Source organism: Mycolicibacterium vinylchloridicum, assembly GCF_013404075.1.
In the GTDB taxonomy this organism is placed as follows: Bacteria; Actinomycetota; Actinomycetes; order Mycobacteriales; family Mycobacteriaceae; genus Mycobacterium; species Mycobacterium vinylchloridicum.
In genome coordinates, this window is record NZ_JACBJQ010000020.1 from 62,791 (window position 1) to 88,064 (window position 25,274).

At 66.0% G+C, this 25,274-nt stretch carries 26 protein-coding genes and 2 tRNA genes; 11 read left to right on the forward strand and 17 right to left on the reverse strand.

Annotated features, from left to right (window positions below; translation table 11 throughout):
- Positions 1–323: 323 nt before the first annotated feature.
- Together HPC46_RS18010 and HPC46_RS18015 are read right to left on the reverse strand one after the other, a co-directional pair.
- Positions 324–379, reverse strand: a tRNA-Cys gene (locus HPC46_RS18010).
- 3 nt (positions 380–382) lie between these two features.
- Positions 383–1,147, reverse strand: a complete 765-nt coding sequence (locus HPC46_RS18015; RefSeq protein WP_179472299.1) for a DUF899 domain-containing protein — start codon at positions 1,145–1,147, stop codon at positions 383–385.
- An 88-nt stretch (positions 1,148–1,235) separates the two neighbouring features.
- Between HPC46_RS18015 and HPC46_RS18020 the strand changes: the two genes are divergently transcribed.
- Positions 1,236–1,940 carry an MgtC/SapB family protein gene (locus HPC46_RS18020; protein WP_179472301.1) on the forward strand — a complete coding sequence of 235 codons (705 nt, stop codon included), beginning with the start codon at positions 1,236–1,238 and terminating at the stop codon, positions 1,938–1,940.
- A 2-nt stretch (positions 1,941–1,942) separates the two neighbouring features.
- On the opposite strand, the gene HPC46_RS18025 is transcribed toward HPC46_RS18020, so the two are convergent.
- Positions 1,943–3,340: an MFS transporter gene (locus HPC46_RS18025; RefSeq protein ID WP_179472303.1), complete on the reverse strand. Its 1,398-nt coding sequence runs from the start codon at positions 3,338–3,340 to the stop codon at positions 1,943–1,945.
- Positions 3,341–3,379: 39 nt separating this feature from the next.
- Positions 3,380–5,551 (reverse strand): excinuclease ABC subunit UvrB, encoded by a 2,172-nt coding sequence (gene uvrB / locus HPC46_RS18030; protein ID WP_179472305.1) that lies wholly within the window; start codon positions 5,549–5,551, stop codon positions 3,380–3,382.
- A gap of 56 nt (positions 5,552–5,607) precedes the next feature.
- On the opposite strand from uvrB, the gene HPC46_RS18035 reads away from it, so the two are divergent.
- Genes HPC46_RS18035 through HPC46_RS18045 form a run of 3 tightly spaced genes read left to right on the forward strand, consistent with a single transcriptional unit; the run spans position 5,608 to position 7,154 of the window.
- On the forward strand, positions 5,608–6,114 hold the full coding sequence (locus tag HPC46_RS18035; RefSeq protein WP_179472307.1) for a ribonuclease FAU-1 family protein: 507 nt from the start codon (positions 5,608–5,610) through the stop codon (positions 6,112–6,114).
- 59 nt (positions 6,115–6,173) lie between these two features.
- Positions 6,174–6,704, forward strand: a complete 531-nt coding sequence (locus HPC46_RS18040; protein WP_179472309.1) for a hypothetical protein — start codon at positions 6,174–6,176, stop codon at positions 6,702–6,704.
- 9 nt (positions 6,705–6,713) lie between these two features.
- A complete protein-coding gene (locus tag HPC46_RS18045) occupies positions 6,714–7,154 on the forward strand; it encodes a nitroreductase family deazaflavin-dependent oxidoreductase (protein WP_179472311.1) in 441 nt (146 codons plus the stop codon).
- On the opposite strand, the gene coaE is transcribed toward HPC46_RS18045, so the two are convergent.
- On the reverse strand, positions 7,151–8,296 hold the full coding sequence (gene coaE, locus HPC46_RS18050) for a dephospho-CoA kinase (RefSeq protein WP_179472313.1): 1,146 nt from the start codon (positions 8,294–8,296) through the stop codon (positions 7,151–7,153). The two genes, HPC46_RS18045 and coaE, sit on opposite strands and share 4 nt — an antisense overlap.
- A gap of 73 nt (positions 8,297–8,369) precedes the next feature.
- Positions 8,370–9,824 carry a 30S ribosomal protein S1 gene (gene rpsA, locus HPC46_RS18055; RefSeq protein ID WP_179472315.1) on the reverse strand — a complete coding sequence of 485 codons (1,455 nt, stop codon included), beginning with the start codon at positions 9,822–9,824 and terminating at the stop codon, positions 8,370–8,372.
- Positions 9,825–9,989: 165 nt separating this feature from the next.
- Between rpsA and HPC46_RS18060 the strand changes: the two genes are divergently transcribed.
- Entirely contained in the window at positions 9,990–11,123 is a 1,134-nt protein-coding gene (locus tag HPC46_RS18060; RefSeq protein WP_179472317.1) for a PrsW family intramembrane metalloprotease, read from the forward strand.
- Between the two features lie 50 nt (positions 11,124–11,173).
- The gene (locus tag HPC46_RS18065) at positions 11,174–11,842 is read left to right on the forward strand and encodes a trimeric intracellular cation channel family protein (protein WP_179472319.1); all 669 of its coding nucleotides are present in this window, start codon (positions 11,174–11,176) and stop codon (positions 11,840–11,842) included.
- Here the strand turns inward: HPC46_RS18065 and polA are convergent.
- Both polA and HPC46_RS18075 read right to left on the reverse strand, forming a co-directional pair.
- Positions 11,809–14,505: a DNA polymerase I gene (gene polA / locus HPC46_RS18070; RefSeq protein ID WP_179472321.1), complete on the reverse strand. Its 2,697-nt coding sequence runs from the start codon at positions 14,503–14,505 to the stop codon at positions 11,809–11,811. The two genes, HPC46_RS18065 and polA, sit on opposite strands and share 34 nt — an antisense overlap.
- Positions 14,506–14,534: 29 nt before the next feature.
- Positions 14,535–14,834 (reverse strand): hypothetical protein, encoded by a 300-nt coding sequence (locus HPC46_RS18075; RefSeq protein ID WP_179472323.1) that lies wholly within the window; start codon positions 14,832–14,834, stop codon positions 14,535–14,537.
- 68 nt (positions 14,835–14,902) lie between these two features.
- Here HPC46_RS18075 and HPC46_RS18080 point away from each other — a divergent pair, with 68 nt between their 5' ends.
- The 3 genes from HPC46_RS18080 to HPC46_RS18090 are packed head-to-tail and all read left to right on the forward strand — an operon-like array spanning position 14,903 to position 16,809.
- Positions 14,903–15,382 carry a Zn-ribbon domain-containing OB-fold protein gene (locus HPC46_RS18080; RefSeq protein WP_179472325.1) on the forward strand — a complete coding sequence of 160 codons (480 nt, stop codon included), beginning with the start codon at positions 14,903–14,905 and terminating at the stop codon, positions 15,380–15,382.
- Positions 15,379–16,581, forward strand: a complete 1,203-nt coding sequence (locus tag HPC46_RS18085; RefSeq protein ID WP_179472327.1) for a lipid-transfer protein — start codon at positions 15,379–15,381, stop codon at positions 16,579–16,581. The genes HPC46_RS18080 and HPC46_RS18085 overlap by 4 nt, the downstream gene beginning before the upstream one ends.
- On the forward strand, positions 16,582–16,809 hold the full coding sequence (locus tag HPC46_RS18090) for a DUF167 domain-containing protein (protein WP_179472329.1): 228 nt from the start codon (positions 16,582–16,584) through the stop codon (positions 16,807–16,809). It abuts the gene before it with no gap.
- Here the strand turns inward: HPC46_RS18090 and HPC46_RS18095 are convergent.
- On the reverse strand, positions 16,787–17,062 hold the full coding sequence (locus HPC46_RS18095) for a helix-turn-helix domain-containing protein (protein WP_179472331.1): 276 nt from the start codon (positions 17,060–17,062) through the stop codon (positions 16,787–16,789). The two genes, HPC46_RS18090 and HPC46_RS18095, sit on opposite strands and share 23 nt — an antisense overlap.
- A gap of 48 nt (positions 17,063–17,110) precedes the next feature.
- Here HPC46_RS18095 and map point away from each other — a divergent pair, with 48 nt between their 5' ends.
- Positions 17,111–17,881: a type I methionyl aminopeptidase gene (gene map / locus HPC46_RS18100; RefSeq protein ID WP_179472334.1), complete on the forward strand. Its 771-nt coding sequence runs from the start codon at positions 17,111–17,113 to the stop codon at positions 17,879–17,881.
- 7 nt (positions 17,882–17,888) lie between these two features.
- On the opposite strand, the gene HPC46_RS18105 is transcribed toward map, so the two are convergent.
- From HPC46_RS18105 to HPC46_RS18140, 8 genes are all read right to left on the reverse strand, one after another.
- Positions 17,889–18,293 (reverse strand): carboxymuconolactone decarboxylase family protein, encoded by a 405-nt coding sequence (locus HPC46_RS18105; RefSeq protein ID WP_179472336.1) that lies wholly within the window; start codon positions 18,291–18,293, stop codon positions 17,889–17,891.
- Entirely contained in the window at positions 18,290–18,706 is a 417-nt protein-coding gene (locus tag HPC46_RS18110; protein ID WP_218894328.1) for a MerR family transcriptional regulator, read from the reverse strand. The genes HPC46_RS18105 and HPC46_RS18110 overlap by 4 nt, the downstream gene beginning before the upstream one ends.
- Positions 18,707–18,765: 59 nt before the next feature.
- Positions 18,766–19,503, reverse strand: coding sequence for an ABC transporter ATP-binding protein (locus tag HPC46_RS18115; protein WP_179472338.1), 738 nt, complete (start codon positions 19,501–19,503; stop codon positions 18,766–18,768).
- Complete coding sequence (locus HPC46_RS18120; RefSeq protein WP_233716488.1) at positions 19,490–20,359, reverse strand: ABC transporter ATP-binding protein; 870 nt, start codon at positions 20,357–20,359, stop codon at positions 19,490–19,492. The genes HPC46_RS18115 and HPC46_RS18120 overlap by 14 nt, the downstream gene beginning before the upstream one ends.
- Positions 20,356–21,549, reverse strand: a complete 1,194-nt coding sequence (locus tag HPC46_RS18125) for a branched-chain amino acid ABC transporter permease (protein WP_179472340.1) — start codon at positions 21,547–21,549, stop codon at positions 20,356–20,358. The genes HPC46_RS18120 and HPC46_RS18125 overlap by 4 nt, the downstream gene beginning before the upstream one ends.
- Entirely contained in the window at positions 21,546–22,583 is a 1,038-nt protein-coding gene (locus HPC46_RS18130; protein ID WP_179472342.1) for a branched-chain amino acid ABC transporter permease, read from the reverse strand. Before HPC46_RS18130 ends, HPC46_RS18125 begins: the two co-directional genes overlap by 4 nt.
- A 78-nt stretch (positions 22,584–22,661) precedes the next feature.
- Positions 22,662–23,879, reverse strand: coding sequence for a branched-chain amino acid ABC transporter substrate-binding protein (locus HPC46_RS18135; protein WP_179472344.1), 1,218 nt, complete (start codon positions 23,877–23,879; stop codon positions 22,662–22,664).
- 188 nt (positions 23,880–24,067) lie between these two features.
- Positions 24,068–24,685 (reverse strand): two-component system response regulator PdtaR, encoded by a 618-nt coding sequence (locus HPC46_RS18140; protein ID WP_179472346.1) that lies wholly within the window; start codon positions 24,683–24,685, stop codon positions 24,068–24,070.
- Between the two features lie 115 nt (positions 24,686–24,800).
- Here HPC46_RS18140 and HPC46_RS18145 point away from each other — a divergent pair.
- Positions 24,801–24,874: transfer RNA gene (locus HPC46_RS18145), tRNA-Leu, on the forward strand.
- Positions 24,875–25,274: the final 400 nt, after the last annotated feature.

Here is a 25,274-nt window from a genome sequence, read left to right on the forward strand (position 1 = left end):
CACCTGGGCTGCCGAAATCGGCAACCGCACGGGGGCTGAACAGTGGAGCAGTCCAGAAAAACCCCGCAGTCGCCATGGCGGTGACCGCCGCCACGCGAGAGCTGGTCCGCGACATCATTTCCCCGTTTCTATGAAAGGCCTGTGCAGAAACTACAGACGTGTAAGTAAGGGAACGGCGGGGCCATCCTGGCGGTTACCGAACTGTTGCGAAGCAGTGCTGATGCGGTTACACCGCCGACAATTTCCTAACGCAAATAGGCGCTCAAGTGCGGCTTGCCGCGTACGCGGCAAGCGAGGCCACCGAAATCAAGATCAGAGCGAGTGACGGGATTCGAACCCGCGTAACCGGCTTTGCAGGCCGGTGCCTAGCCACTCAGCCGGGTCAGTGACACGCTTCCTCGCGCGGAACTCCCCCGGCCAGCCCGTCCTGCGGCCAGCCCGGCGGCACGTCCTCCCACGCTTCCTGGCGGCCGTAGGGCGTGAGGTCGAGGAAGGGATAGCCGACCGAGGTGTGGTCGAGCCCTCGGGCATAGGCGGAGTATGTGTGGAACACCTCGTCGCCGCGGCGCAGGAACACACTGGCCCCAGGCATGTCGCCACGCAGCTCCTCGTCAGTGAAACCGGCGGCGCGCAGCTCTTCGAGTGAGGAGTAGTTGTACTCGATCGGCGCCCTTGCCGGGTCGAGCGTGACATGGAAGTCGTAGGTGAAGTCGTTGTCGTTCGACGAGTACCACGGGAAGGTCCACCCGTGGCTGTCCCGGTAACGGGCGATGCTCGCGAACGGCGCCCGGGATACGCAGGCCACCGTGAGATCTCTGCCGTGCAGCAGGGCCAGACTCTGCTCGTTGAACTGAAGGTCGCCTGCGACGGTGCAGCTGGGGCAGCCGGCGTCGACGGCATCTATCCACATGAAGTGGTGGATGTAGAGCTGGCTGCGCCCGTCGAACATGTCGATGAGCCTCAGCTCACCGTCTGGACCCTCGAACACATAGTCTTTGTCGATCCTGACCATCGGCAACCGCTTGCGCTCGGCGTTGACAGCGTCGCGCAGATGGGTGACCTCGCGCTCCCGCGCGAGCAGCTTCGTTCGGGCAGCGAGCCACTCATGGCGAGTGGCCACGTCGGGACAAGCGGTCGGCTCGGGCATACGGGCTCCTCGAAGTAGGCGATACACACTAAGACCGCACCGTGTGTCAAAAGTCATCGCGCCGCGTCAACCCGGTTAACTAGTCGTCATGGAGATGTGGTGGGCCGACCCCCCACTGCTCGGCGGCCCCGGACAGGGCACCCGGCAGATCCTCGAACTGCTGATCGCATTTGTCTTGACGGCCCTGATCGGCCTGGAGCGCGAGATCCACGGCAAGAGTGCGGGACTGCGCACCCAGGCGATCGTCGGCACCGCGTCGGCCCTGATCCTGATCGTCAGCAAGTACGGCTTTTTCGACGTGCTGAGCGCGGGCACCGTGGAGGTCGACCCATCGCGCGTCGCCGCTCAGATCGTGTCCGGGATCGGCTTCCTCGGCGCCGGTCTGATCATCACCCGCCAGGGCGCGGTGCACGGGCTGACAACCGCGGCCGCAATCTGGGAATGCGCGGCCATCGGCATGGCCGCCGCGGCAGGCCTGGTGAAGCTCGCGATCATCGTCACGGTCCTGCACTTCGTGATCATCCTGGCGTTCAATCCGTTGAGTAAGCGCCTCACCGCGCGGCTGGCCGGTTCAGTGCGGCTGCGCATCACCTACGAGCCCGATCACGGCGTGCTCAGCCGGATCCTCGCCACGTGTGACAAACACCAGTGGAGCCTGACCGAGCTGAGCAGTGATCCCGACGGCGGTGTCCTGCTGACCCTTTCGGGTGCCAAGATCCTGCACGCACCGACGACCGTCGCAGGGCTGCAGGGCGTGACCGGCGTACGCCGGCTCGACGTGAAAGAAGAGTAGGCCTATCGCTCCTGGCCTCGCCCCGAGCGATAGGACGCCACACAGCCGACCGCCGCCAGCACCGCGAAGACACCGAACATCAGCGCACTGGCCGTCGCATCGGGGGTCGCCCGCAGATTCACCACAACCCCGGCCAGCCCGGCGCCGAACGCCCCGCACATCAGCTGGACGGTGTTGATCGCCGCGGCGGCCACGGCCTGCTGCGCAGGATCGTCGACGACCGCACCCATCGCCCACGCCGACAGATGCGGCCACGCCATGCCGATGCCCGCGCCGGTGATGACCAAGGCCAGCGCCCACCCGACCACGACTCCGGTCGATGCCGAATCGGTTTGGGTCAACGCCGCCAAGCCCAGGCCCACGGCCATCACCAGCGGCGCGATCGCCACCACCCGTACGGTGGCTCGGACATTGGTGATCGAGGCACTCGCGATCTCGCCGACGGTCCAGCCCACCGACAGCGCCGCGCCGAGGAAGCCCGCCACGACTGGCGCCAATGCGCCCAGCCGCTGCCCGAACAGCGGCACATACATGTCCACCATCGTGGCAGCCATCAGCAGACCGAGTGTCATGTAGATCCACTTCAGTGGCCCTGGCTCAAAAGCCTTGCGCGGCAACACCGCAGCGAAGACCCGCCGGTCGACCACGATGAAGACGCCGACCAGCACCACCCCGACGGCGAGCAGGCCCCCAATGGCGGCAGCGCTATGGGGTATCACCGCGACGCTGACCGCCAGCGCCGCCGTCCCGAGCAACAGCAAAGACCGCAGCGGGATCCGCGTTCGGACCGAGTCCTGATCGGCGTCTGCCCGTGCGGGGAGGGCGAGCGGAACCAGCAGACTCATCGCCACCGCAAGAACCGCCAGCATCCCGAATCCGCCGCGCCAGAAACCGAATTGAGCGAACAGTCCCCCGGTCGCCGGACCGACCAGCGTCCCTATCCCCCACATCGCCGACACCACCGCCGACGCCCGCGTCCATAACCGGTCGGGCAACGCGGCACTGATCACTGCATAACCCAGGCCTGCCAGCACCCCACCCGCCAGGCCCTGCACCACCCGGCCGACCAGAAGCAGCGGCATGGACGGCGCCAGCGTGCACAGCGCGCTGCCCGCGGCGAAGGACAGCAGCGCACCCAGATACGCCGCCCGCGGGCCGAATCGGGTCAGCAGCGGACCGACCGTCGTCGCCGCCATCACCGACGCCACCAGGTACACCGTCGTCACCCAGGCGTAGAGCCGTTCACCGCCGATATCGGCGACCGCGCTGGGCAGCAGGCTGATGGTGATGAATTCGTTGGTGGCATAGATCGCCACCCCACCGGCCAATACCGCAACGGCTCCAAGGTTCTTCGGGCCCAATAGCTCACGCCAGGTCCCGGTGGCACTCGCGGTGTTCACAGGTGAGAGGTTAGGACCTCAACCGCCGTTGAGATCAAATTACTTCAGGCCCGCCGCATCCATGCCGCGCAATTCCTTCTTCAGATCGGCGACCTCGTCGCGAATCCGCGCGGCGAGCTCGAACTGCAAATCGCGTGCCGCTGCCATCATCTGAGCGGTCAAATCCTTGATCAGGTCCGCCAGTTCGGCGCGCGGCATGTTCGACGTATCCCGGCCCTCGATGATGCCCGCACTCACGGCCCGGCCCGGTTCACCCTGCGCGCGGCGGCCGCGTGACGCGTTGCGCCCCGACCCGCCGATCTCCACCGCCTCCGTGTCGTCAGCCTCCCGGTACACCTGATCGAGGATGTCGGCGATCTTCTTGCGCAACGGTTGCGGGTCGATGCCGTGTTCCTCGTTGTAGGCGACTTGTTTGGCCCGCCGGCGTTCGGTCTCGTCGATGGCTTGGATCATCGAGTCGGTGAGCTTGTCGGCGTACATGTGCACTTCGCCGGAGACATTGCGCGCCGCGCGGCCGATCGTCTGGATCAGGCTGCGGGTCGAGCGCAGGAAACCCTCCTTGTCGGCGTCGAGGATCGACACCAACGACACCTCGGGAAGGTCCAGACCCTCCCGCAGCAGGTTGATGCCGACCAACACGTCGTAATCACCGAGCCGAAGCTGGCGCAGCAGCTCCACCCGGCGCAGGGTGTCGACCTCGGAGTGTAGGTAGCGGACCCGGATGCCGGTCTCCAGCAGGTAGTCGGTGAGGTCCTCGGCCATCTTTTTGGTCAAGGTGGTGACGAGCACCCGCTCGTCACGCTCGGCGCGCGTGCGGATCTCCCCGATCAGGTCGTCGATCTGGCCCTTCGTCGGCTTGACGATCACCTTCGGGTCGATCAGACCGGTCGGGCGGATGACCTGCTCGACGAACTCGCCGCCGGTCTGGCTGAGCTCGAACGGCCCCGGCGTAGCTGACAGGTACACCGTTTGCCCGATCCGGTCGGCGAACTCTTCCCACGTCAGCGGTCGGTTGTCGACCGCCGACGGCAGCCGGAAGCCGAACTCCACCAGATTGCGCTTACGGGACATGTCACCCTCGTACATGCCACCGATCTGCGGCACGGTGACGTGTGACTCGTCGATGACCAGCAGGAAGTCCTCGGGGAAGTAGTCCAGCAGCGTCGCCGGCGCCGATCCGGCCGCACGGCCGTCGATGTGCCGCGAGTAGTTCTCGATGCCCGAGCAGAAGCCCACCTGACGCATCATTTCGACGTCGTAGTTGGTGCGCATCCGCAGCCGCTGGGCCTCCAGCAGTTTGCCCTGATTCTCCAACTCGGCGAGCCGCTCGGCGAGCTCTTCTTCGATGGTGGAGATGGCGTGCGCCATCCGTTCCGGACCGGCCACGTAGTGGGTGGCCGGAAAGATCCGCAGCGAGTCGACCTGGCGCACCACGTCGCCGGTCAGCGGGTGCAGGTAGTACAGCGCTTCGATCTCGTCGCCGAAGAACTCGATGCGAACCGCCAGTTCCTCATAGGACGGGATGATCTCCACGGTGTCGCCGCGCACCCGGAACGAGCCGCGGGTGAACGACATGTCGTTGCGGGTGTACTGGACGTCGACCAACAGCCGCAGCAGCCCGTCGCGCGGGACCTCGGTGCCGACCTCCAGCTCCACCGACCGGTCGAGGTAGGACTGCGGGGTACCCAAGCCATAGATGCACGACACCGATGCGACGACGACAACGTCGCGGCGCGACAACAGGCTCGACGTCGCCGAATGGCGCAGCCGCTCCACGTCGTCGTTGATCGAGCTGTCCTTCTCGATGTAGGTGTCGGTCTGGGCGATGTACGCCTCGGGCTGGTAGTAGTCGTAGTACGAGACAAAATATTCGACGGCGTTGTGCGGCAACATTTCTCGCAGCTCATTGGCGAGCTGGGCGGCCAGTGTCTTGTTAGGGGCCATCACCAGAGTCGGGCGCTGCAGCCGCTCGATGAGCCAGGCCGTGGTCGCCGACTTACCGGTGCCGGTCGCGCCGAGAAGCACCACGTCGCGTTCGCCGGCCCGGATCCGGCGCTCCAGTTCCTCGATCGCGGCGGGCTGGTCACCGGCCGGGTCATACTCGCTGACGACCTCGAACCGGGCGCCGGCACGCACCAGGCCGCTGACGGCATCGGCGGCAGGTCGGTACTCCGAGTGCGCGAGCACCGGGTGTTCGGTAGCGAATGCCATAGCGTTCAGGTTAAGCGCACCCACCGACACATTCATTCCTCGTTAGGCTGACACCCGTGGTCGTCCATCCGCCCAAGCAGGAGACGTTCGACCTGGTCGGCTACACCAACACCGACCCCAAGGGCATCGTGCGCGCGGTCGACGAATACCGGGTCACCCCGTGGGGCCTCTACATGGCCCGCCCGACCCCCGGCCGCACCCAGTTCCACTACCTGGAGTCCTGGCTACTGCCCGCGCTGGGGCTTCGGGCCAACGTCTTCCACTTCAACCCCGGCTACGAGCGGCCCCAGGACTACTACCTCGACATCGGGCAGATCACGGTCGGCGACACCGCATGGCGGGCCGAAGATCACTACCTTGACCTGGTGGTCTACGCCGGAGACCGCACCGATCTGATCGACGGCGACGAACTGTTCGCCGCCCACCGCGACGGCCTCTTGACCACCGAGATCGCCGAGGCGGCACTCCAGCGGGTGGTCGTCGCCGTCGACGGCCTCGCCCGCCACAACCATGACCTCAACGCCTGGCTTGCCGCCGGCGGAATGACCTTGACCTGGCGCTGAGCCGCCGAGCGCGGGCAACGAATCGGCACCCCCGTACCGAACGGGTAATCTCGCTACCTATGAGTCCCATCAAGCGCGGATGGCTGCGGGTCACCGCTGCGGCCCTCCTGGTCGCGGGTTCTCAGTTAACGGCGGGTACCGCGCTGGCCGACCCGGAACCCGCGCCGACCCCGGCTCCCGCCCCGGTGGCCAACGGCGATCCCGACCCGCAGCTGTTGCACAACATCACCTACCGGGCCTCGGCGACCGGCACCTCGAGAGGCGCGGTGGTCGCGTACAAGATCGACGACAACAACGTCAACAGCGACCAACCGACGCTGCTGCCCGGCATGACCTTCGAGGTCAACACCGTCCTGCACGATCCCAAGAAGGCCGGCATGGAGATATCCATCCAGTGGCCGTACGGATCGAACCTGCACTGCGAAATCCTGGTGGACGACGAAATCGTCGCGCAGGCAGACCAATTCATCGCCCCACGGCTGTTCCGCCCCAAGGACGACCCGCTCTACGGCACCCTGCAATGCGGCGCACCGCTGGACACACCGGCCCCAACGACGGCACCGCCCCCGCCGCCGGCACCGGCGGCCTAGATTAGATCCGTGCAGAAGCCCGATCGCGTCGCCGAAGTCAGCGCCTGGCTACTGGAGAACGGTCACCGGCTACTACTCGCGCTCACCGGCGGGCGCTATCCGCGCACCGTGATGGGCATGCTGACGGTGGAATTGCACACCGTCGGCCGCAAGTCCGGGAAGCCGTACGCCAACCTGTTGACGTCTCCGGTGCATGACAACGACCGCATCGTCGTCGTGGCATCCAAGGGCGGGCACCAGGATCACCCCGACTGGTACAAGAACGCGATCGCCACCCCGGATGTCACCGTGACCGTTGACGGTGCGACGGTTCCGATGCGGGCCCGCTCCGCCAGCCCGGAAGAACGAGCCGAGTTGTGGCCCCAGGTGGTCAAGACCTACCGGGGATATGCGGGCTATCAGCGCAATACCCCGCGGGAAATCCCGCTACTGATCCTGGAACGCCGCTAACCGTCCCAGCCGGTGCTCTGCGCCCACACCCACGCCCGCCGGTACGCGTCGAGGAACCAGGGCTCCTTGCTCGCCGCCGAACGTTTGACCGCACGATAGTCGGCCTGCACGTCGGGATTGGCGGTCAGCCAGTCCACGAACAGCAGCGCAAACCGCTGGTTGGGCCAGCCGTCGACCCTGATGTGTACATTGGTGGGCCGGCCCGGGTCCCCTGAGGCGTGAAAACGCTTGTGCCACAGTGTGATATCAGTGCCGGCCTTGGGCACGTCGGACGTGATCGACTCGACCCGGGGATAACCGGATCGCAGCAGATCCTCGGCGAGCTCGTCGGCGACCTCGAGGGAGGCGACCGTCACCTGGATGTCGATGACGTCCTTGGCATCCATACCGGGCACCGCCGTCGACCCGATGTGGTCGATGCGCACAGCCCGGTGACCGCAGGTGGTGTTGAGGCGCGCCAGGATTCGCCGGGCCTGCTCGGGCCAGGTGGGATCGGCAGGCACCACCCTCGTGGGGCTGGGCACCGGGGTGCGGGTGGCGAGGTTGTGCGAGAACGGCAGGATGCGCTGATACCAGAGCTCCCGCGCCTTCTCGACGAGCTGCCCCGAGCTGCCCGAGTTGTCCAGCCAGACGTCGGCCACGAGTCGCCTCTGCTCCTCGGTGGCTTGCATCGCGATGCGCGCCCTGGCGTCTGCCTCGCTGAACCCGCGGTACTCGATGAGCCGCTTCACCCGCACCTCGGGATCCGCGTTCACGATGATGACCAGCGGGAACATCGGCGCCATCTGAGACTCGACCAGCAGCGGGATGTCCTCGACGATCACCGCATCTTCCCCGGCCGCGGCGATCAGCTCGGAACGCCGGGTCGCCACCAGCGGGTGGACGATCCCATTGAGAGTCTGACGCTTGTCCTCGTCACTGAAGGCGATCGAAGCGAGCGCCGGACGGTCCAATGCGCCATCGGGCAGCAGGATGTGCGATCCGAACGCGTCGACGAGCTTGGTCAGGCCCTCGGTACCGGGCTCGACGACCTCGCGGGAGATGACATCCCCGTCGACGACGATGCCGCCACACTCTGAGAACGTGGCGGACACCGTCGACTTGCCGGCGCCGATACCGCCGGTGAGTCCAATACGCAGCACGGGAACAGTCTTTCAGGCAGCCGAGACGACGAACGCCCCGGCTCGGGTGAGCCGGGGCGTCAATCGTGGATTCTTAGGCGTTCCCCGCCAGCTTCTCGCGAAGAGCCGCGAGCTGGGCATCGCTGGCCAGCGAACCGCCGGCCGACTCACCTGAGCTGGAGGACGAGGACGACGACGAGCCGTTGCCCGCGGGACGCTCGGCCGCCTCGGCCTCGGCCTTGGCGAACTTCTCCATCTGCGCGGTGTGCATCTTGTGCCGGCGCTCGGCCTCGGCGTAGCGGGCTTCCCACTCGGTGCGCTGCTTGTCGAAGCCCTCGAGCCACTCGTTGGTGTCGGCGTCGAAGCCTTCGGGGAAGATGTAGTTCCCCGCCTCGTCGTAGCTGTCGGCCATGCCGTACTTCGAGGGGTCGAACTCCTCGGTGTAGTCCTCGTTGGCCTGCTTGAGGCTCAGCGAGATGCGGCGGCGCTCCAGGTCGATGTCGATGACCTTGACCATCGCGTCGTCGCCGACGGCCACGACCTGATCGGGCACCTCGACGTGGCGCTCGGCCAGCTCGGAGATGTGCACCAGGCCCTCGATGCCCTCTTCGACGCGGACGAACGCACCGAACGGCACCAGCTTGGTGACCTTGCCCGGCACGATCTGGCCGATCGCGTGGGTACGGGCGAAGTGGCGCCACGGATCTTCCTGAGTCGCCTTGAGCGACAACGAAACCCGCTCGCGGTCCATGTCGACGTCGAGCACCTCGACGGTGACCTCATCGCCCACCTGAACCACCTCGGACGGGTGGTCGATGTGCTTCCAGGACAGCTCGGAGACGTGCACCAGGCCGTCGACCCCACCGAGGTCGACGAAGGCGCCGAAGTTGACGATCGAGGACACGACACCCTTGCGGATGGCGCCCTTCTGCAGCTGGTTGAGGAACTCGCTGCGCACCTCGGACTGGGTCTGCTCCAGCCAGGCGCGCCGCGACAGCACCACGTTGTTGCGGTTCTTGTCCAGCTCGATGATCTTGGCCTCGATCTCCTTGCCGATGTACGGCTGCAGATCGCGCACGCGGCGCATCTCGACCAACGACGCGGGCAGGAAGCCGCGCAGGCCGATGTCGAGGATCAGGCCGCCCTTGACGACCTCGATGACGGTGCCCTTGACGGCCTCGTCCTTCTCCTTGAGGGCCTCGATGGTGCCCCAGGCGCGCTCGTACTGGGCGCGCTTCTTGGACAGGATCAGGCGGCCTTCTTTGTCCTCCTTGGTGAGGACCAGGGCTTCCACTTCGTCACCGACGGACACAACCTCATTGGGGTCGACGTCGTGCTTGATGGAAAGTTCGCGGGAGGGAATGACACCCTCGGTCTTGTAGCCGATGTCGAGCAAGACTTCGTCACGGTCAACCTTGACGATGGTCCCTTCGACGATGTCGCCATCGTTGAAGTATTTGATGGTCTTGTCGATGGCGGCGAGAAAATCCTCCGCTGAGCCGATGTCATTGAGGGCTACTTGCGGTGAGGTGGCGACGGGACTTGGCATATTGTTGGGTTGCTCCGGACAGCTTCAATCGTAGGGACAGTTTTCTGGTGCCTGTGGTGATGTACCCGCAAAGTGCGCACAGGTACCTCAAGAGCCTACTCGACTAGGCACACGCTGGACAAACCCGGGTCTGTGAGGCAGCTGTGCGCCAACTAATCTGCAGGGGTGAACAGCCCCGCGTTGCCGCGCCAAGTACGCAAAGCCGGAGCACCGCTGGCGGTCATCATCGTCCTCGGCACCATTGCCGGACTGATCTTGATCCTGCTGACCGCGGTGAATCCGATCGGCACGGCGATCGGCTTCGTCCTCGCCACGATCGCGATGGCGCTGGTGCTGCTGGCCTATCTCTGGCTGGACCGCTGGGAGCCCGAGCCGCCCCGGCTGCTGGTGATGGCCTTCCTGTGGGGTGCATCGGTGGCGGTCGTGGTGTCAGTGGTGCTGGAGATGATCGTCGACGCCGCGGTGAACAATGGCGCGGCCGAGTCCAGCCCGATCACCATCGCCGTCGGCGCTCCGGTGATCGAGGAGGCCGCCAAGGGCCTGTTCCTGCTGATCATGATGACGGGTGTGCGTCGCCACGAGTTGAATTCGCTGACCGACTGCCTGGTCTATGCGGGTGTGACGGCGGCCGGATTCGCCTGGCTGGAGAACATCTTCTACATCGCCGACGGCGGCACACTGGGCGACTCGCTGGTCACCGCGGCCCTGCGCCTCGTCATGGGCCCGTTCGCCCATCCGCTGTTCACCACCTTCACCGCGATAGGGGTGTATTTCGCTCTGCAGCAACGTAATTGGCTGACCAAAGCGGGTTGCGTATTGATCGGCTACCTCGCCGCGGTGATCATGCACGGGCTGTGGAACGGCTCGGCACTGCTAGGCCCTGGCGCGTACTTCGGGCTGTACGTGGTGTGGATGATGCCGGTGTTCGCGCTGGCGATCACGCTGGCGGTACAGAGCCGCAAGCGTGAACAGCGCATCGTCGCCGGGAAGCTGCCCGGCATGGTCGCCGCGGGTCTGGTCACCCCGGCCGAGGCAGGCTGGCTGGGGACGATGCGCACCCGCAAGGAAGCGGTCGCCGCCGCGACCCGGTCCGGCGGCCGCACCGGTGGCCGCGGGGTCAAGAAATTCGCCATCCAGGTCGTGGAGTTGGCATTCGTACGCGACCGCATCGAGCGGGGTTTCGTCGATGCCCGGGTGCTGGCGCTGCAGCAGCTGGAGGTCGACGGCATCGTCGCGGCGCGCGCGGCTGCCGGGCCGGCCCTGCACTGGCTGAACGGGTACCGCCCGCCCCTGGGCTGACCGACCCGCTTGCCAGCCGGCTCCTAGCTTCGCCTCCTACCTTCGCGGGCATGATTCAGCACATCCTGGAATACGCCGGGATCGCGGTCCTCGCGACCTCGGGTGCGGTGGTCGGTGTCCGAAAGGGATTCGATCTCTTCGGCATCGCCGTCTCCGCCGTCTTGACAGGCATCGGCGGAAATCTGCTGCGCGACGTCCTTCTGGGCGTGTTTCCGCCGGCCTCGCTGCAGCGCTGGGCCCCGATCACCGTGTGTTTCGTTGCCGCATTGCTGACCACGGTGTTTGCCAAGCTGGTGATCAGGCTGAGCCAGCTCGTGCTGGTCCTCGACGCCATCGGGATGGGGTTCTTCGCGACAACGGGCGCGGCGATATCGGTCGATCACGGTGCCAGCTACTTCGCTGCCGCACTGCTCGGCATGGTGTCGGCGATCGCCGGCACCATCATGCGCGACGTTGTCGCCCGGGACGTTCCGATGGTGATGGGTCCCGACGACATGTATGCCGCGCCCGCAATGCTGGGCGCTGTTGTCTACGTCGTGGTCGACGCGCTCGGCTCACAGTGGCTGGCTGTGGCGATCGGGTCGCTGGTGGCGACGCTGTTACGGCTGGCCGCCATCACCTTTCACTGGCGGCTGCCCACCGGTCCGCGTGAGCTGCACCTGGACCGGGATCCTCGTGACGACGATCAATGCGCGGCCGCATCCCAGCTGCGGCCGTAACCGACCGACACTTCGAGGTCGACGTCGAGCGGGTAGGCGCCGCCCATCTTGTCGCGCACCAGCTTCTCGACGGCGTCCCGCTCCCCCTCGGCCACCTCGAGCAGCAGTTCGTCGTGCACCTGCAGCAGCATCCGGGATTGCAGTCCGGAGCTTCGCAGCGCCTCGTCGACGCGGATCATCGCGACCTTGATGATGTCGGCCGCGCTGCCCTGGATCGGGGCGTTGAGCGCCGCCCGCTCGGCGGCCTCCCGCAGCTGGCGGTTGCTGCTGTCCAGCTCGGGCAGGTAGCGCCGCCGGCCCAGGACAGTCGAGGTGTAGCCGTCCTTGCGGGCTTGGTCGACGATGTCGCGCAGGTAGTCGCGGATACCGCCGAACCGGGCGAAGTACTGGTCCATCTGGACCTTGGCCTCTTCGGTGCTGATCTTCAGCTGGGAGGACAGGCCATAGGCGCTGAGCCCGTATGCCAAGCCGTACGACATGGCCTTCACCCGGCGCCGCAGCTCCGGAGTGACCTCGTCGATCGGGACGTCGAACGCCCGCGACGCGACGAACGAGTGCAGGTCCTCGCCGGTGTTGAACGCCTCGATCAGGCCCTCGTCCTTGGACAGGTGGGCCATGATCCGCATCTCGATCTGGCTGTAGTCGGCGGTCATCAGTTCGGTGTAACCGTCACCCACGATGAACGCGTCACGGATTTCTCGGCCGGCGTCGGTGCGGATCGGGATGTTCTGCAGGTTCGGTTCGGTCGACGACAGCCGCCCAGTCGCCGCGATGGTCTGGTTGAACGTGGTGTGGATCCGCCCGTCGGCGGCCACCGACTTCAGCAGTCCGTCGACAGTGACCTTGAGCCGGGTGGCGTCGCGGTGGGCCAGCAGGTGTTCGAGGAACGGGTGGGCGGTCTTGTCGAACAACGACTGCAGGGCATCGGCGTCAGTGGTGTAGCCGGTCTTGGTGCGCTTGGTCTTCGGCATGCCGAGCTCGTCGAACAGCACGACCTGCAGCTGTTTGGGCGAGCCGAGGTTGATCTGCTTGCCAATCACCTCGTAGGCCGCATCGGCGGCCACCCGGATCTGCTCGCCGAATTCGCGCTGCAGGGTGTCGAGCTTGTCCAGATCCACCGCGATCCCCGCGGTCTCCATGCCGGCGAGCACCGCCTGCACGGGCAGCTCCATCTGGCCCAGCAGCGACGACGAGTCGATGCGGTCCAGCTCCTGGTCGAGCGCATCGGCCAGGTCGGCGACCGCGCGGGCGCGCAGGATGACGGTCTGCACCGCCTGGTCGTCCACCCCGTCGCTGTCGTCGAGCAGCGAAAGTTGTTGTTGTTCAGGGTTATCGGCACGCAGTTCGCGGCGCAGGTAGCGCAGCGACAGGTCGTCGAGGGCGAAGCTGCGCTGGCCGGGGCGCACCAGGTAGGCCGCCAGCGCGGTGTCGGAGGTGACGCCGGCCAGCTGCCAGCCCCGACCCGCCACGTCGTGCATGGCGATCTTGGCCTCGTGCAACACCTTCGGCGCGTTCGGGTCGGCCAGCCAGGCCCCCAGCGCCGCCTCGTCATCGGGTGTCAGGCCGGCCGTATCGAGGTAGGCGCCTTCACCGTCCGCGGTGGCGATCGCCAGCGCGGTGGCATCGCCGTCGTAGACCTGATGGGTACCGACGACCGCGACACCCGAGCGGCCACTGGTGGCGTGCTCGGCCAGCCAGGCCTTCACCGTGCCCGGTTCGAGCATTCCGCCGCGGACGTCGAAGCCCTCGTCGACCTCGGGCTCGACGGCGGCCAAGGTGTCGAAGAGCCGGTCGCGCAGCACCCGGAATTCGAGGTCGTCGAACAGCCGGTGGATCTGGTCGCGGTCCCACGGCTGCATCCGCAGCGTGTCGGGAGTCTGGGCCAGCGGTACATCCTTGACCAGATCGGTGAGTTCCCGATTGAGCACGACGCTGGACAGGTTGGCACGCAACGAATCTCCGACCTTGCCGCGTACCGCATCGACGTTGTCGACGAGTCCCTGCAGCGAGCCGTATTCCACGATCCACTTGGCCGCGGTCTTCTCGCCGACACCGGGGATGCCGGGCAGGTTGTCGCTCGGGTCGCCGCGCAGCGCCGCGAAGTCCGGGTATTGCGCGGGCGTCAGACCGTACTTCTCAACCACCGCTTCGGGGGTGAACCGGGTCAGGTCGCTGACGCCCTTGCGCGGGTACAGCACGGTGACGTCCGGGCTGACGAGCTGCAGCGAGTCCCGGTCGCCGGTGACCACCAGAACCCGGTACTCCTCCTGCTCGGCCTGGGTGGCCAGGGTGGCGATGATGTCGTCGGCCTCGAACCCGGGCTCGGCCAGCACCGTGATGCCCAGCGCCACCAGCACTTCCTTGGTGATGTCGATCTGGCCGCGGAACTCATCGGGCGTCGCCGAGCGGTTGGCCTTGTATTCGGGATAGCGCTCGGAGCGGAACGTCTGCCGGGAGACGTCGAAGGCCGCCGCGACGTGCGTGGGCTGCTCGTCGCGCAGCAGGTTGATCAGCATGGCGGTGAAGCCGTACACCGCGTTGGTGGTCAGCCCGTTCTTGGTCTTGAAGTTCTCGGCGGGCAGCGCATAGAAGGCCCGGAACGCCAGCGAATTGCCGTCCAAGAGCAACAGTGTGGGCTTCTGATCGGTAGCGCTCGCGGTCACGCCCTCACTCTATGCACCGCCGGTGACACTCAATACCCGAGGAGCTTGCGGAAGCGTTGGCCGACGGCCATCGACTGGCCCATCCGCTGGACCCAGCCGTCCATTGCCGCCTTGGTGTCGGCCGGATCCCACCCGCACTCCCGCTGGGCCAGGGCGATCATCCCCGGCTCGTCGGTGATGCCGTGGGTCTGCGAAAGACGCGCCAGGTCCGCGTAGTCCTGCAGAGAAATGCCGTTGATCGGTTCCCAGATCGGGTCGTCCTCGGCTACTGACTTGTTCGACGGGCCGCCCAACAGCGCCGGATCGCTCAGTTTCTTGAAGAGTCCCATGCCACGAGTCCACCCGTGCCCACCGGCTACCGATCCCAACTTTCCGAACTGGAACACGTTTCAGTTCGATGCACCGCATCGCATACGATGACCCCGTGCCAGCTTCTCCAGACGCCCCCACCCAACTACCGGCGATCGACGGCTGGTGGGACTACGACGACGCCGGTGTGCCGCATCTGATCGGCGGCAAGTGCCCGCAATGCGGCACCTATGTGTTCCCGCCGCGGGCCAACAACTGCCCCAACCCGGCGTGTGACAGCGATGTTCTCGACGCCGTCGCGCTGTCTCGGCGGGGCAGGGTGTGGAGCTACACCGAGAACCGCTACGCGCCGCCGCCGCCGTACCCGTCGCCGGACCCGTTCGAGCCATTCGCCGTCGCCGCCGTCGAACTCGCCGACGAGGGCCTGATCGTGCTGGGCAAGGTCGTCGAAGGCACGCTGGCCGCTGATCTGAAGGTCGGCATGGAAGTCGAGCTGACCACGATGCCGCTGTACACCGATGACGACGGCGTCGAGCGCCTCACCTACGCCTGGAGGATCGCCGAATGAACACTCCTGACCCCGTCTACATCCTCGGCGCGGGCATGCACCCGTGGGGCAAGTGGGGCCGCGACTTCACCGAGTACGGCGTGGTCGCCGCACGGGCCGCGCTGGCCGAGGCCGGCCTCGACTGGCGCCAGATCCAGCTGGTTGCCGGCGCCGACACCATCCGCAACGGCTACCCCGGCTTCGTCGCGGGCGCGACGTTCGCGCAGAAGCTCGGCTGGAACGGCATCCCGGTCACGTCGAGCTACGCCGCCTGCGCCAGCGGATCGCAGGCCCTGCAGAGCGCACGCGCCCAGATCCTCGCCGGATTCTGCGACGTCGCCCTGGTCATCGGCGCCGACACCACACCCAAGGGCTTCTTCGCCCCGGTCGGCGGCGAACGCAAAGACGATCCCGACTGGCAGCGCTTCCACCTGATCGGCGCCACCAACACCGTCTACTTCGCGCTGCTGGCACGGCGCCGGATGGATCTCTACGGCGCCACGCTGGAAGACTTCGCCAACGTCAAGGTCAAGAACGCCAAGCACGGGCTGAACAACCCGAGCGCGCGCTACCGCAAGGAAGCCACCGTCGAGGACGTGCTGGCCAGCCCGGTGGTCTCGGATCCGCTTCGGCTGCTCGACATCTGCGCGACGTCGGACGGCGCGGCCGCGGTGATCGTGGCGAGCAAGGCGTTCACCGAGAAGCACCTCGGGTCGGTGCAGGGTGTGCCGTCGGTGCGGGCGATCAGCCTGCAGAGCCCGCAGTATCCGCAGCATCTTCCCGAATTACCGGATATTGCAACGGATTCCACCGCAGTGGTGCCCGGTCCCGAGCGGGTGTTCAAGGACCAGATCCTGGACGCCGCCTACGCCGAGGCCGGTATCGGCCCCGAGGACCTGTCGCTGGCCGAGGTCTACGACCTGTCCACGGCGCTCGAACTCGACTGGTACGAGCACCTCGGATTGTGCGCCAAGGGCGAGGCCGAGGCGCTGCTGCGCAGCGGCGCCACCACGATCGGCGGCCGCATTCCGGTCAACGCCTCGGGCGGACTGGCCAGCTTCGGCGAGGCGATTCCCGCCCAGGCCATCGCCCAGGTCTGCGAGCTGACCTGGCAACTCAAGGGCCAGGCCACCGGACGCCAGGTCGAGGGCGCCACAGTCGGCGTCACGGCCAACCAGGGTCTGTTCGGCCATGGCTCCTCCGTGGTCGTCGCCCGGTAGGTGGCCCAGACCGTCGTCGTCACCGTCAAGCCCGGCAGCCGCAAGGGGCCGCTGGTCGAGATGGCCGGCGACGGTGCGCTGACGATCTACGTGCGCGAACCCGCGATCGAGGGCAAGGCCACCGAGGCCGCGGCCCGGTTGCTCGCCGCCCATCTGGGTGTGCCCCGCAGCGCCGTCACGCTGGCATCGGGCGCGACGTCGAGGATCAAGCGGTTTCGCGTCGACTGACCGCGCCGTCCTGCCCGCGCCAGACCTCGACAGCCTCCTGAAGCGGCAAACCCAGTGCGTCACACAGACTTACCACCGTCCCGAAGCTGGGGCTGGGCAGCCTGCCGACTTCGATCTTGCGCAGGGTCTCCGGGGAGATTCCGGCATCCCTGGCGATGACCTCAGGTGCCCGTCCGGCCCGCGCCGTTCTGATCAGCGCCCCAAGGCGCTGGCCGGCTCGGATCTGTTCGGGACTCAGCGGTACGCGAACCATACGAGCCAGCATACGGTATAAAAATACCGACAGAAGGAGTTGCCCGGGATGATCGAACTCAAGACCGCCAAGGAAATCGACAAGATGGCAGTCACCGGCCAATTCGTGGCGGAGGTGCTCGCCGCGTTGGCGGCCAGCGCCGAGCCCGGGGTCAACCTGATGCAGCTCGAACACCAGGCCCGAGACATGGTGGCCGAGCGCGGCGCGGTTTCGTGCTACTGGGACTACGCACCGTCGTTCGGTCGCGGTCCCTTCCGTAACGTCATCTGCCTGTCGGTTAATGATGCTGTGCTGCACGGACTTCCGTGGGACTACGTTTTGCGCGACGGCGATCTGCTGAAGATGGACTTCGCGGTCTCGATCGACGGCTGGGTGGCCGACTCCGCGCGCACGGTGGTCGTCGGCGACACCGCGGATCCGGCCGATACCGCGTTGATCGAGTCGACCAGACGGGCCCTGGCGGCCGGTATCGCCGCCGCGGTCCCCGGCGGTCACCTCGGCGATATCTCCGCGGCCATCGGCGAGGTGGCCGCGGCGGCGGGATACGCCGTCAACACCGACTTCGGCGGCCATGGTCTGGGCCGCACCATGCACGAGGATCCGCACGTCCCCAATCGCGGCCGGCACGGACGCGGCATGGCGCTGCGGCCGGGGCTGACACTGGCGCTGGAGCCGTGGTGGGGACGCGGCACCAGCCGGTTGACCGTCGACCCGGACGGCTGGACGCTTCGATCGGCCGACGGCTCCAATACCGCACACTCCGAGCACACCATCGCCATCACCGAACACGGCCCGCGCGTGCTCACCGTGACCGGATAGACCGGCATCACCCGATCGGAAGGAGCCCTCGCTCGGCGAACACCTTCTTTGCGGTGAACGTCGCGTTCAGGGCCCGCGGGAATCCGCAGTAGACGGCCGAGTGCAAGAGCGCCTCGATGATCTGCTGCGGGCTGAGCCCGACGTTGAGGGCCGCGTTGATGTGAACATCGAGCTGCGGCTCGCAGCCACCCAGTGCGGTCAGCATCCCGAGCGTCACCAACTGCCGATCGCGAGGTTCGAGCCCGGGCCGGGAGTAGATCTCCCCGAATCCCCAAGCCACAACCTGGTGTCCCAGTTCAGGGGAAATGTCGCTCAGTGCGTTGATCACGTTGGCACCGGCTGTGCCGTCGACCGCGTCGAGCACTGCCAGGCCGTGCTCGTAGCGCTCTGTGCGGGTGGTGGCTTCATTCATTGGTGTCTGCTCCCTGGTTGCGGTCCTCGAGAATCGGCGAGCTCGTGACGGTAGGTCGCGATCTTGGCTTCGAGGGCCTTCTCATGGCTGGACAACAACGCGATCTGCTCCCGCAGCCCAGCTCGATGGACTTCGAGCAAGCCCAGGCGCGCCTCGACGGTCGCCGGACCTTCGGCGCGCAGCTTCGCGTACTCCCGCATCCTCGCGATCGCCATGCCGGTCTCGCGCAACCGTAGGAGAAAGTTGACCCATTCGACATCCGACTCCGAGTACCGGCGCTGGTTCCCCGGATTCCGTGCGATGGGGTGAATCAGCCCGGCGCGCTCGTAATACCGAAGGGTGTGCGCCGACACGCCCGTGGCAGCCGCCATCTCAGCCACCGTCAGACCGGATACATCATTTCCGTCCGTCACACCATCAGGTTAGAAGTTAGAGCGCGCTCCAAGTCAAACCGTTGGCGGATGCCCGCGGGTCAGGCCACCCCGAGGTAGGCCGCGCGAATACTGTCGTCGGCCAACAACTCTCGGGCCGGCCCGCTGCGGGTCACCGTCCCGGTCTCCAGGATGTAAGCGCGATCGGAGCGGCTCAGCGCCTGCTGGGCGTTCTGTTCCACCAACAGCACGGTGGTGCCCTGGGCGTTGATCTCGGAGATGATCTTGAAGATCTGCGAGATGATCATCGGCGCCAGCCCCATCGACGGCTCGTCGAGCAGCAGCACCCGCGGCCGCGCCATCAGTGCGCGCCCGATGGCCAGCATCTGCTGTTCGCCGCCGGACAGGGTGCCGCCGACCTGGGTGCGCCGCTCCGCCAGCCGCGGGAAGGTCTCGAACACCCAGTCCAACCGCTCACGGTGTGCCGCCTTGGTGTCGAACTTGCGGCCGTAGCAACCCATTTCGAGGTTCTCGGTGACACTCATACCGGGGAACACACCCCGACCCTCGGGAGCCTGGATCAAACCGTCGATCGCGCGCTGATGCGCCTTGACCCGGCTGATGTCACGGCCTTCGAACCACACCGAACCCGACGACAACGGCCGCAGACCGGAGATGGCCCGCATCATCGTGGTCTTTCCCGCGCCGTTGGATCCCAGCAGTGTGACCAGCTCACCCTGGCGCACTTCGAGCGAAACCCCGTGCAGCGCTTCGATCCTGCCGTAGTGTACGACGACGTCGCGGATCTCGAGCAGCACCTGCGCCTCAGAGCTGGTCATCGGGCACCCCCAAATAGGCCGCGATCACGGCCGGGTCTTCGCGAATCTCGGCGGGCAGCCCGTCGGCGATCTTGCGACCGAACTCCAGGACCACGATCCGGTCGGTCACACCCATGACCAACCGCATGTCGTGCTCGATGAGCAGCACCGTGTACCCGTCGTCGCGGATGGCGCGGATCAGCTCGATCAGTGCGGCCTTCTCGCTGGGATTGAACCCGGCTGCCGGCTCGTCCAGGCACAGCAGTTTCGGTTCGGTGGCCAGCGCGCGGGCGATCTCGAGGCGCCGCTGGTCGCCGTAGGGCAGGTTCTTGGCCTTCTCCTCACCGCGGTGCGCGATGCCGACGAATTGTAAGAGCGCAGCGGCCTTTTCGATGGCCGACCGCTCCTCGCGCCGATGCCGCGGCGTGCGCACCAGAGCTCCGGGTACCGACGTCTTGTGCCGGGCGTCGGTACCGACGACGACGTTCTCCAGGGCGGTCATCTCGCCCCACAGCCGGATGTTCTGGAAGGTCCTGGCGATCCCCCGCCGGGTGATCTGATGACGCTTGATCCGCCCCAGCGGCGCCCCGTCGAATGTCACCGAACCCGAGCTGGGCCGGTAGACACCGGTGATCGCGTTGAAGCAGGTGGTCTTGCCTGCGCCGTTGGGCCCGATCAGCCCGAGGATTTCGCCACGCTTGATCTCGAAGCTCACCGAATCCAGGGCGGTCAGGCCGCCGAACTTCACGGTCAGATCCTTGGTCTCCAACAGGGTTTCGCCCTCGGCGACGTCGACGTCGCGGGTGAAGACGGCCAGACTCTCGTCGATCGGGGTGTCCGGGTCGTCCTGGGTGGGCCCGCCTGCAGGCGCGGTCATGCGGCCGACTTCGTCTCGTCGGCGCTGCGCAACAGGTAGCGGGCTCGCTTGCCGTAGGTCAGCAGCTGCTGGCGCACCGGGAACAGGCCTTGCGGACGGAAGATCATCAGCACCACCAGTGCCAGGCCGAAGAACAAGTACTTCAGGTCGCCGAGGTTGATCCCCAGCACTTGCACGCCGAGCATTCGGTTGGGCAGGTAGACGATCACGAAGGCGCCGAAGACGACACCGAGCTTGTTGCCTTGCCCGCCGAGCACCACCGCACACAGGAACAACATCGAGTTGATGATGTTGAACGTCGGCGGCGCGACGTACTGCACCTGGCCGGCGTACAACGCCCCGGACAGCCCACCGATCGCGGCCCCGATCACGAATGCCCACAACTTGAACCGAAAGGTGTTGACACCCATCACTTCCGCGGCGTCTTCGTCCTCACGGATGGCAACCCAGGCCCGGCCCGCACGGCTGCGCTCGAGATTGCCGACCAGCAGCAGGATGGCGACCATCAGGATCAAGCCCAGCCAGAACCACCACGTCCCGTAATTCGCTTCGCCCGACGAATTGCCGCTGGAGAACACCCCGTCGGGATATTTGGCCGTCTCGATGATGTGCGGATACGCCACCTGATTGAGCCCGCGTGAGCCATTGGTGATGTCGGACAGGTTGTCGGCCAAGAGCCTGATGATCTCACCGAAACCCAGTGTGACGATGGCCAGGTAGTCGCCGCGCAGCCTCAAGGTGGGGATACCGAGGATCAGTCCGGCCATCGCGGTAGCGGCCATCGCGATCGGCACGCAGGCCAGCCAGGCCCATTTCTCGGCGAAGAGACCGGAGGTGCCGACCCGGTTCCACGGGCTGTCGGGACTGGTCAGCAGCGCAACGGTATAGGCACCAACCGCATAGAACCCGACGTAGCCCAGGTCGAGCAGGCCGGCTTGGCCGACCACGACGTTCAGGCCGATCGCGATGATCGCGACCATCGCGAACTGAGCCATGGTGCCGCCGAAGCTGATTCCGGGTGTATCGAGGAACGGCGGCGGAAACAGCGGCGACAACGCCAGCAGCGTGAAGCCGACTACGCCGACGGCCCACTTCTGCACCCGGCTCAGGTTCGACCACCATTCCCGCAGCCGATCCCCAGGGGCCAGCAGCCGACCGCTCCATTTCCCTGGTGCCGCCTGGTGAGTCATGCCCGCGCCTTTCCGAGGCTTTCACCGAGTATCCCGGTGGGCCTGATCAGCAACACCAGCACCAACAGCACGAAGGCGACGACATCGCGCCACTGGGTGCCGAACACCGCCTGGCCGTAGTTCTCCATGATGCCCAGGATCAGGCCGCCCAGCAGCGCTCCACGCAGGTTGCCGATGCCACCGAGCACCGCGGCCGAGAACGCCTTGATCCCCAGCAGGAATCCGCCCGAGTAGATGATGCCCTGCGGCACCTTCAGCGTGTAGAGCAGCGCGGCCGCACCGGCCAGCAGACCGCCGATCAGGAACGTCGTCATGATGATTCGTTCCCGGGATACCCCCATCAACGTCGCCGTGGTCGGGTCCTGGGCCACCGCTCGAATTCCCCGGCCGAACTTGGTCCGGTTGATCGCGACGTCGGTCAGCATCGCCAGCACCAACGCGGCGGCGACCACCACGATGGTCACGTTCGAGACGGTCGCGCCGAAGACCTCGAACTGGCTCTTGGGCTGTACCAGGATGATCGGCTGCTGGGCGTTGCTGCCGCCGTAGCCTTTGATGATCTTGGGCAGCACGAAGTGCACGAACTCCTGCAACACGAACGACATGCCGATGGCGGTGATCAGGAAGGTCAGCGGCCGCGCATTTCGCCGGCGTAGCGGCCGATACGCCACGGCCTCCAAACCCATTGCGGCGGTGCCGGATACCAACATGGCGAACAACATGGCGATGGCGAGATAGAACACCGTCAGCAGTACGCCTTTGTTGTAGGCGTTCCCACTGGGTGTGAATCCCAGGATCATGTCCAGGCAGAAGTATGCGCCGAACATTCCCAGCATGAAGATCTCGGAGTGCGCGAAGTTGATCAGTCGCAGCACACCGAACACCAGGGTGTAGCCGACCGCCACCAGTGCGTAGATCGCACCCCAGGACAATCCATCGATGGTCAACTGCCAGAAGCCATTTCGCAGGTTATCGATATTGAATCCGATGTCGCTGGCGAGGCAGGCGTACTGACCGAGGCACTCGTGGATCATCCCGGGGCGACTCCTTACGGTCCGGTGTAAACGAAACGCGTCCGAGCCTCACGGTCCCGGACGCGTCTCGCGAATCGACTACTGAACCTTGTAGATCCAGATGAGCGTGGTGGTCAGCTCACCCTTGTCGGTCCACTGGTACTTGCGGGCAACGCCCTGCCCGTCGTAGTTCTTGACCCAGTCGAGCAGGTCCGGACGGGTGATCTTGCCGGCGTCGATGCCCTTCAGCAGAACAGTTCCGAGGTCATAGCCCTCGGTGCTGTAGGTGCCCGGCGCCTGGCCGAACTTCTTGGTGTACTCGTCGGCGAAAGTACCGGTGGCCGGGCCGCACGGGCAGGACAGGATGGCGTCCTTGGAGGACTGCCCGGCCTGCTTGACGAACTCCGGGTCCTTGGTCCCGTCGGCGCTGACGAACTTGCCGGTGAAACCGCCGTCGCGCAACTGCTGCACGAACGGAGCGGCTTCGGCGTAGTAGCCGCTGTAGAACACCGAGTCCGGCGACTGGCCCTTGACCTGGGTCACCGCGGCCGAGAAGTCCTTGTCGCCCTTCTTGACCGAGATGTTGCAGGCCGAGTCGGCCACCGAGCCGAGGGTCTCGCGGACAGCCTGGGCCAGGCCGACACCGTAGTCGGTGCTGTCGTCGACGACGCAGACCTTCTTGTCGCCCAGGGTGTTCTTCATGTAGTTGGCAACCGAGGGGCCCTGCACACCGTCATTGGCCAGGCCGCGGAAGAAGGTCTTCCAACCCTGTTCGGACAGCGTGACGTTGGTGGCCGACGCGGTGGCCGCGACCAGACCTGCCTGGTCGAACACCGCGCCGGTGGCCTTGGTCTCGCCGGAGAACGCCGGGCCGACGAGCCCGATGGTGAAGGCATCGTCGACGATCTGCGGAGCGATCGCGGTGGCCTTCTGCGGGTCACCTTCGGTGTCGAACGGCTTCAGCTGCACCTGGCAGCCGGGGTTGGCCGCGTTGTGCTTGTCGATGGCCAGTTGCACGCCGTTCTTGATGTTGATGCCGAGCGCGGCATCCGGGCCGTTGAGCGCCCCGGCCATCGCGATCGACACCGGCGGGCAACTGGCCTTGCCGTCACCGGCCGGGTCGGCCGGGGCGGTGCCCGAATCCGACTTGACCTCTTTGCCGTCCTGGTCGATCTGGACTTGCTCGACGATCTTCAGATCGCTCTGCGCGGAATTCCCACCATTGGACGGGGTCTGCTGATTGCAGCCCGCGATTCCGAACACTGCCAACAACGCCGAGCTAGCGGCGATTGCACTGCGTGTCGCGCGTCCGCGCACGTTTCACCTCCGGGTCAGTAGTTTCACGGCGCCGACGTCGCCAACCACGATCTGGGTCCGCCCCTCGACACTGCGGTTGAACATAGTCAACCTGTGACCGCAGCGCGTGATCTTGGCCAACGCCTGGCCGTGAGCATATTCCGTATCGCGACAAACGGCGCGGTCAGAGGAAACGCAGCGTTAACCGATCAACTGGAGGGCGATGCATCCTTGGGCGTGTCGAGAGTCTCCAAAACGACCTCGGCCACCCGCTTCATCGTGGTCCGCCGGTCCATGGCGGCTCGCTGAATCCACTTGAACGCCTCCGGCTCGGACATGCCCTGGTTTGTCTGCAGCAGCCCCTTGGCCCGCTCCACCAGCTTGCGGGTCTCCAGCCGGTCGGACAGGTTGGCCACCTCGCGCTCGAGCTCGGCGATCTCGCTGAACCGGCTGACCGCGACCTCGATGGCCGGGATCAGATCACTGATCGAGAACGGCTTGACCAAGTAGGCCATCGCTCCGGCATCGCGAGCCTTCTCCACCAGGTCACGCTGACTGAACGCGGTGAGCACCACGATCGGCGCAATCCGCTTGCTGGCGATCTCGGCAGCGGCGTCGATCCCGTCGCGACGCGGCATCTTGACGTCCATGATCACCAGGTCGGGATGTAGCTGCTCGGCCAGCTCGACAGCTTCTTGGCCGTCACCGGCCTCGCCGACCACTTCATAACCCTCGTCACGAAGCATTTCGGCCAGATCCAGCCGGATCAACGCCTCGTCCTCGGCGATCAGCACCCGGCGGGATGTACGGTCTGGGGCGTCGGTCATGCGGCCATTGTTGCCTGGAGAGCGGCAAACAGCCACCTCGGGCTGCCACCACCCACCGGTTAGCTGTATTCCCCAGCCCATCAACTATGGTGGAACACCGCCGCAGCAGCGGCCGGCCCTCGTATCCCAACTGGCAGAGGAAACGGATTCAAAACCCGTGCAGTGTGAGTTCGAATCTCACCGAGGGCACCGCATAACAGCACGTAGAAGCATGTACTTAGCCTATCTCGCAATGCAATTGGAACTGCTACGCTACACACCTACTACACACAACATCTGCGCAGGTCAGCGCGTTGCGCCGCACTAAACGGATGGGAATCCATTTAGTGCGGCCAATACGCGTCGCGCTGACCTGCGGAGATCCCACAAAGGGGCTTTAGCTTCGCACCATATGGAACCCAGTCAAGAAGAGTTAGCTAGCCGGCGGCATTATTGATGTGACATTCACGGGCGTGCACCGGACGCTCAAGTGTAGTAAACACAGCATCCGCGCAGGTCAGCGCGTTGCTCCTCACTAAACGGATGCGAAATCCATTTAGTGCGGCCAATACGCGTCGCGCTGACCTGCGGAGATCGTCAAGAACGGCTC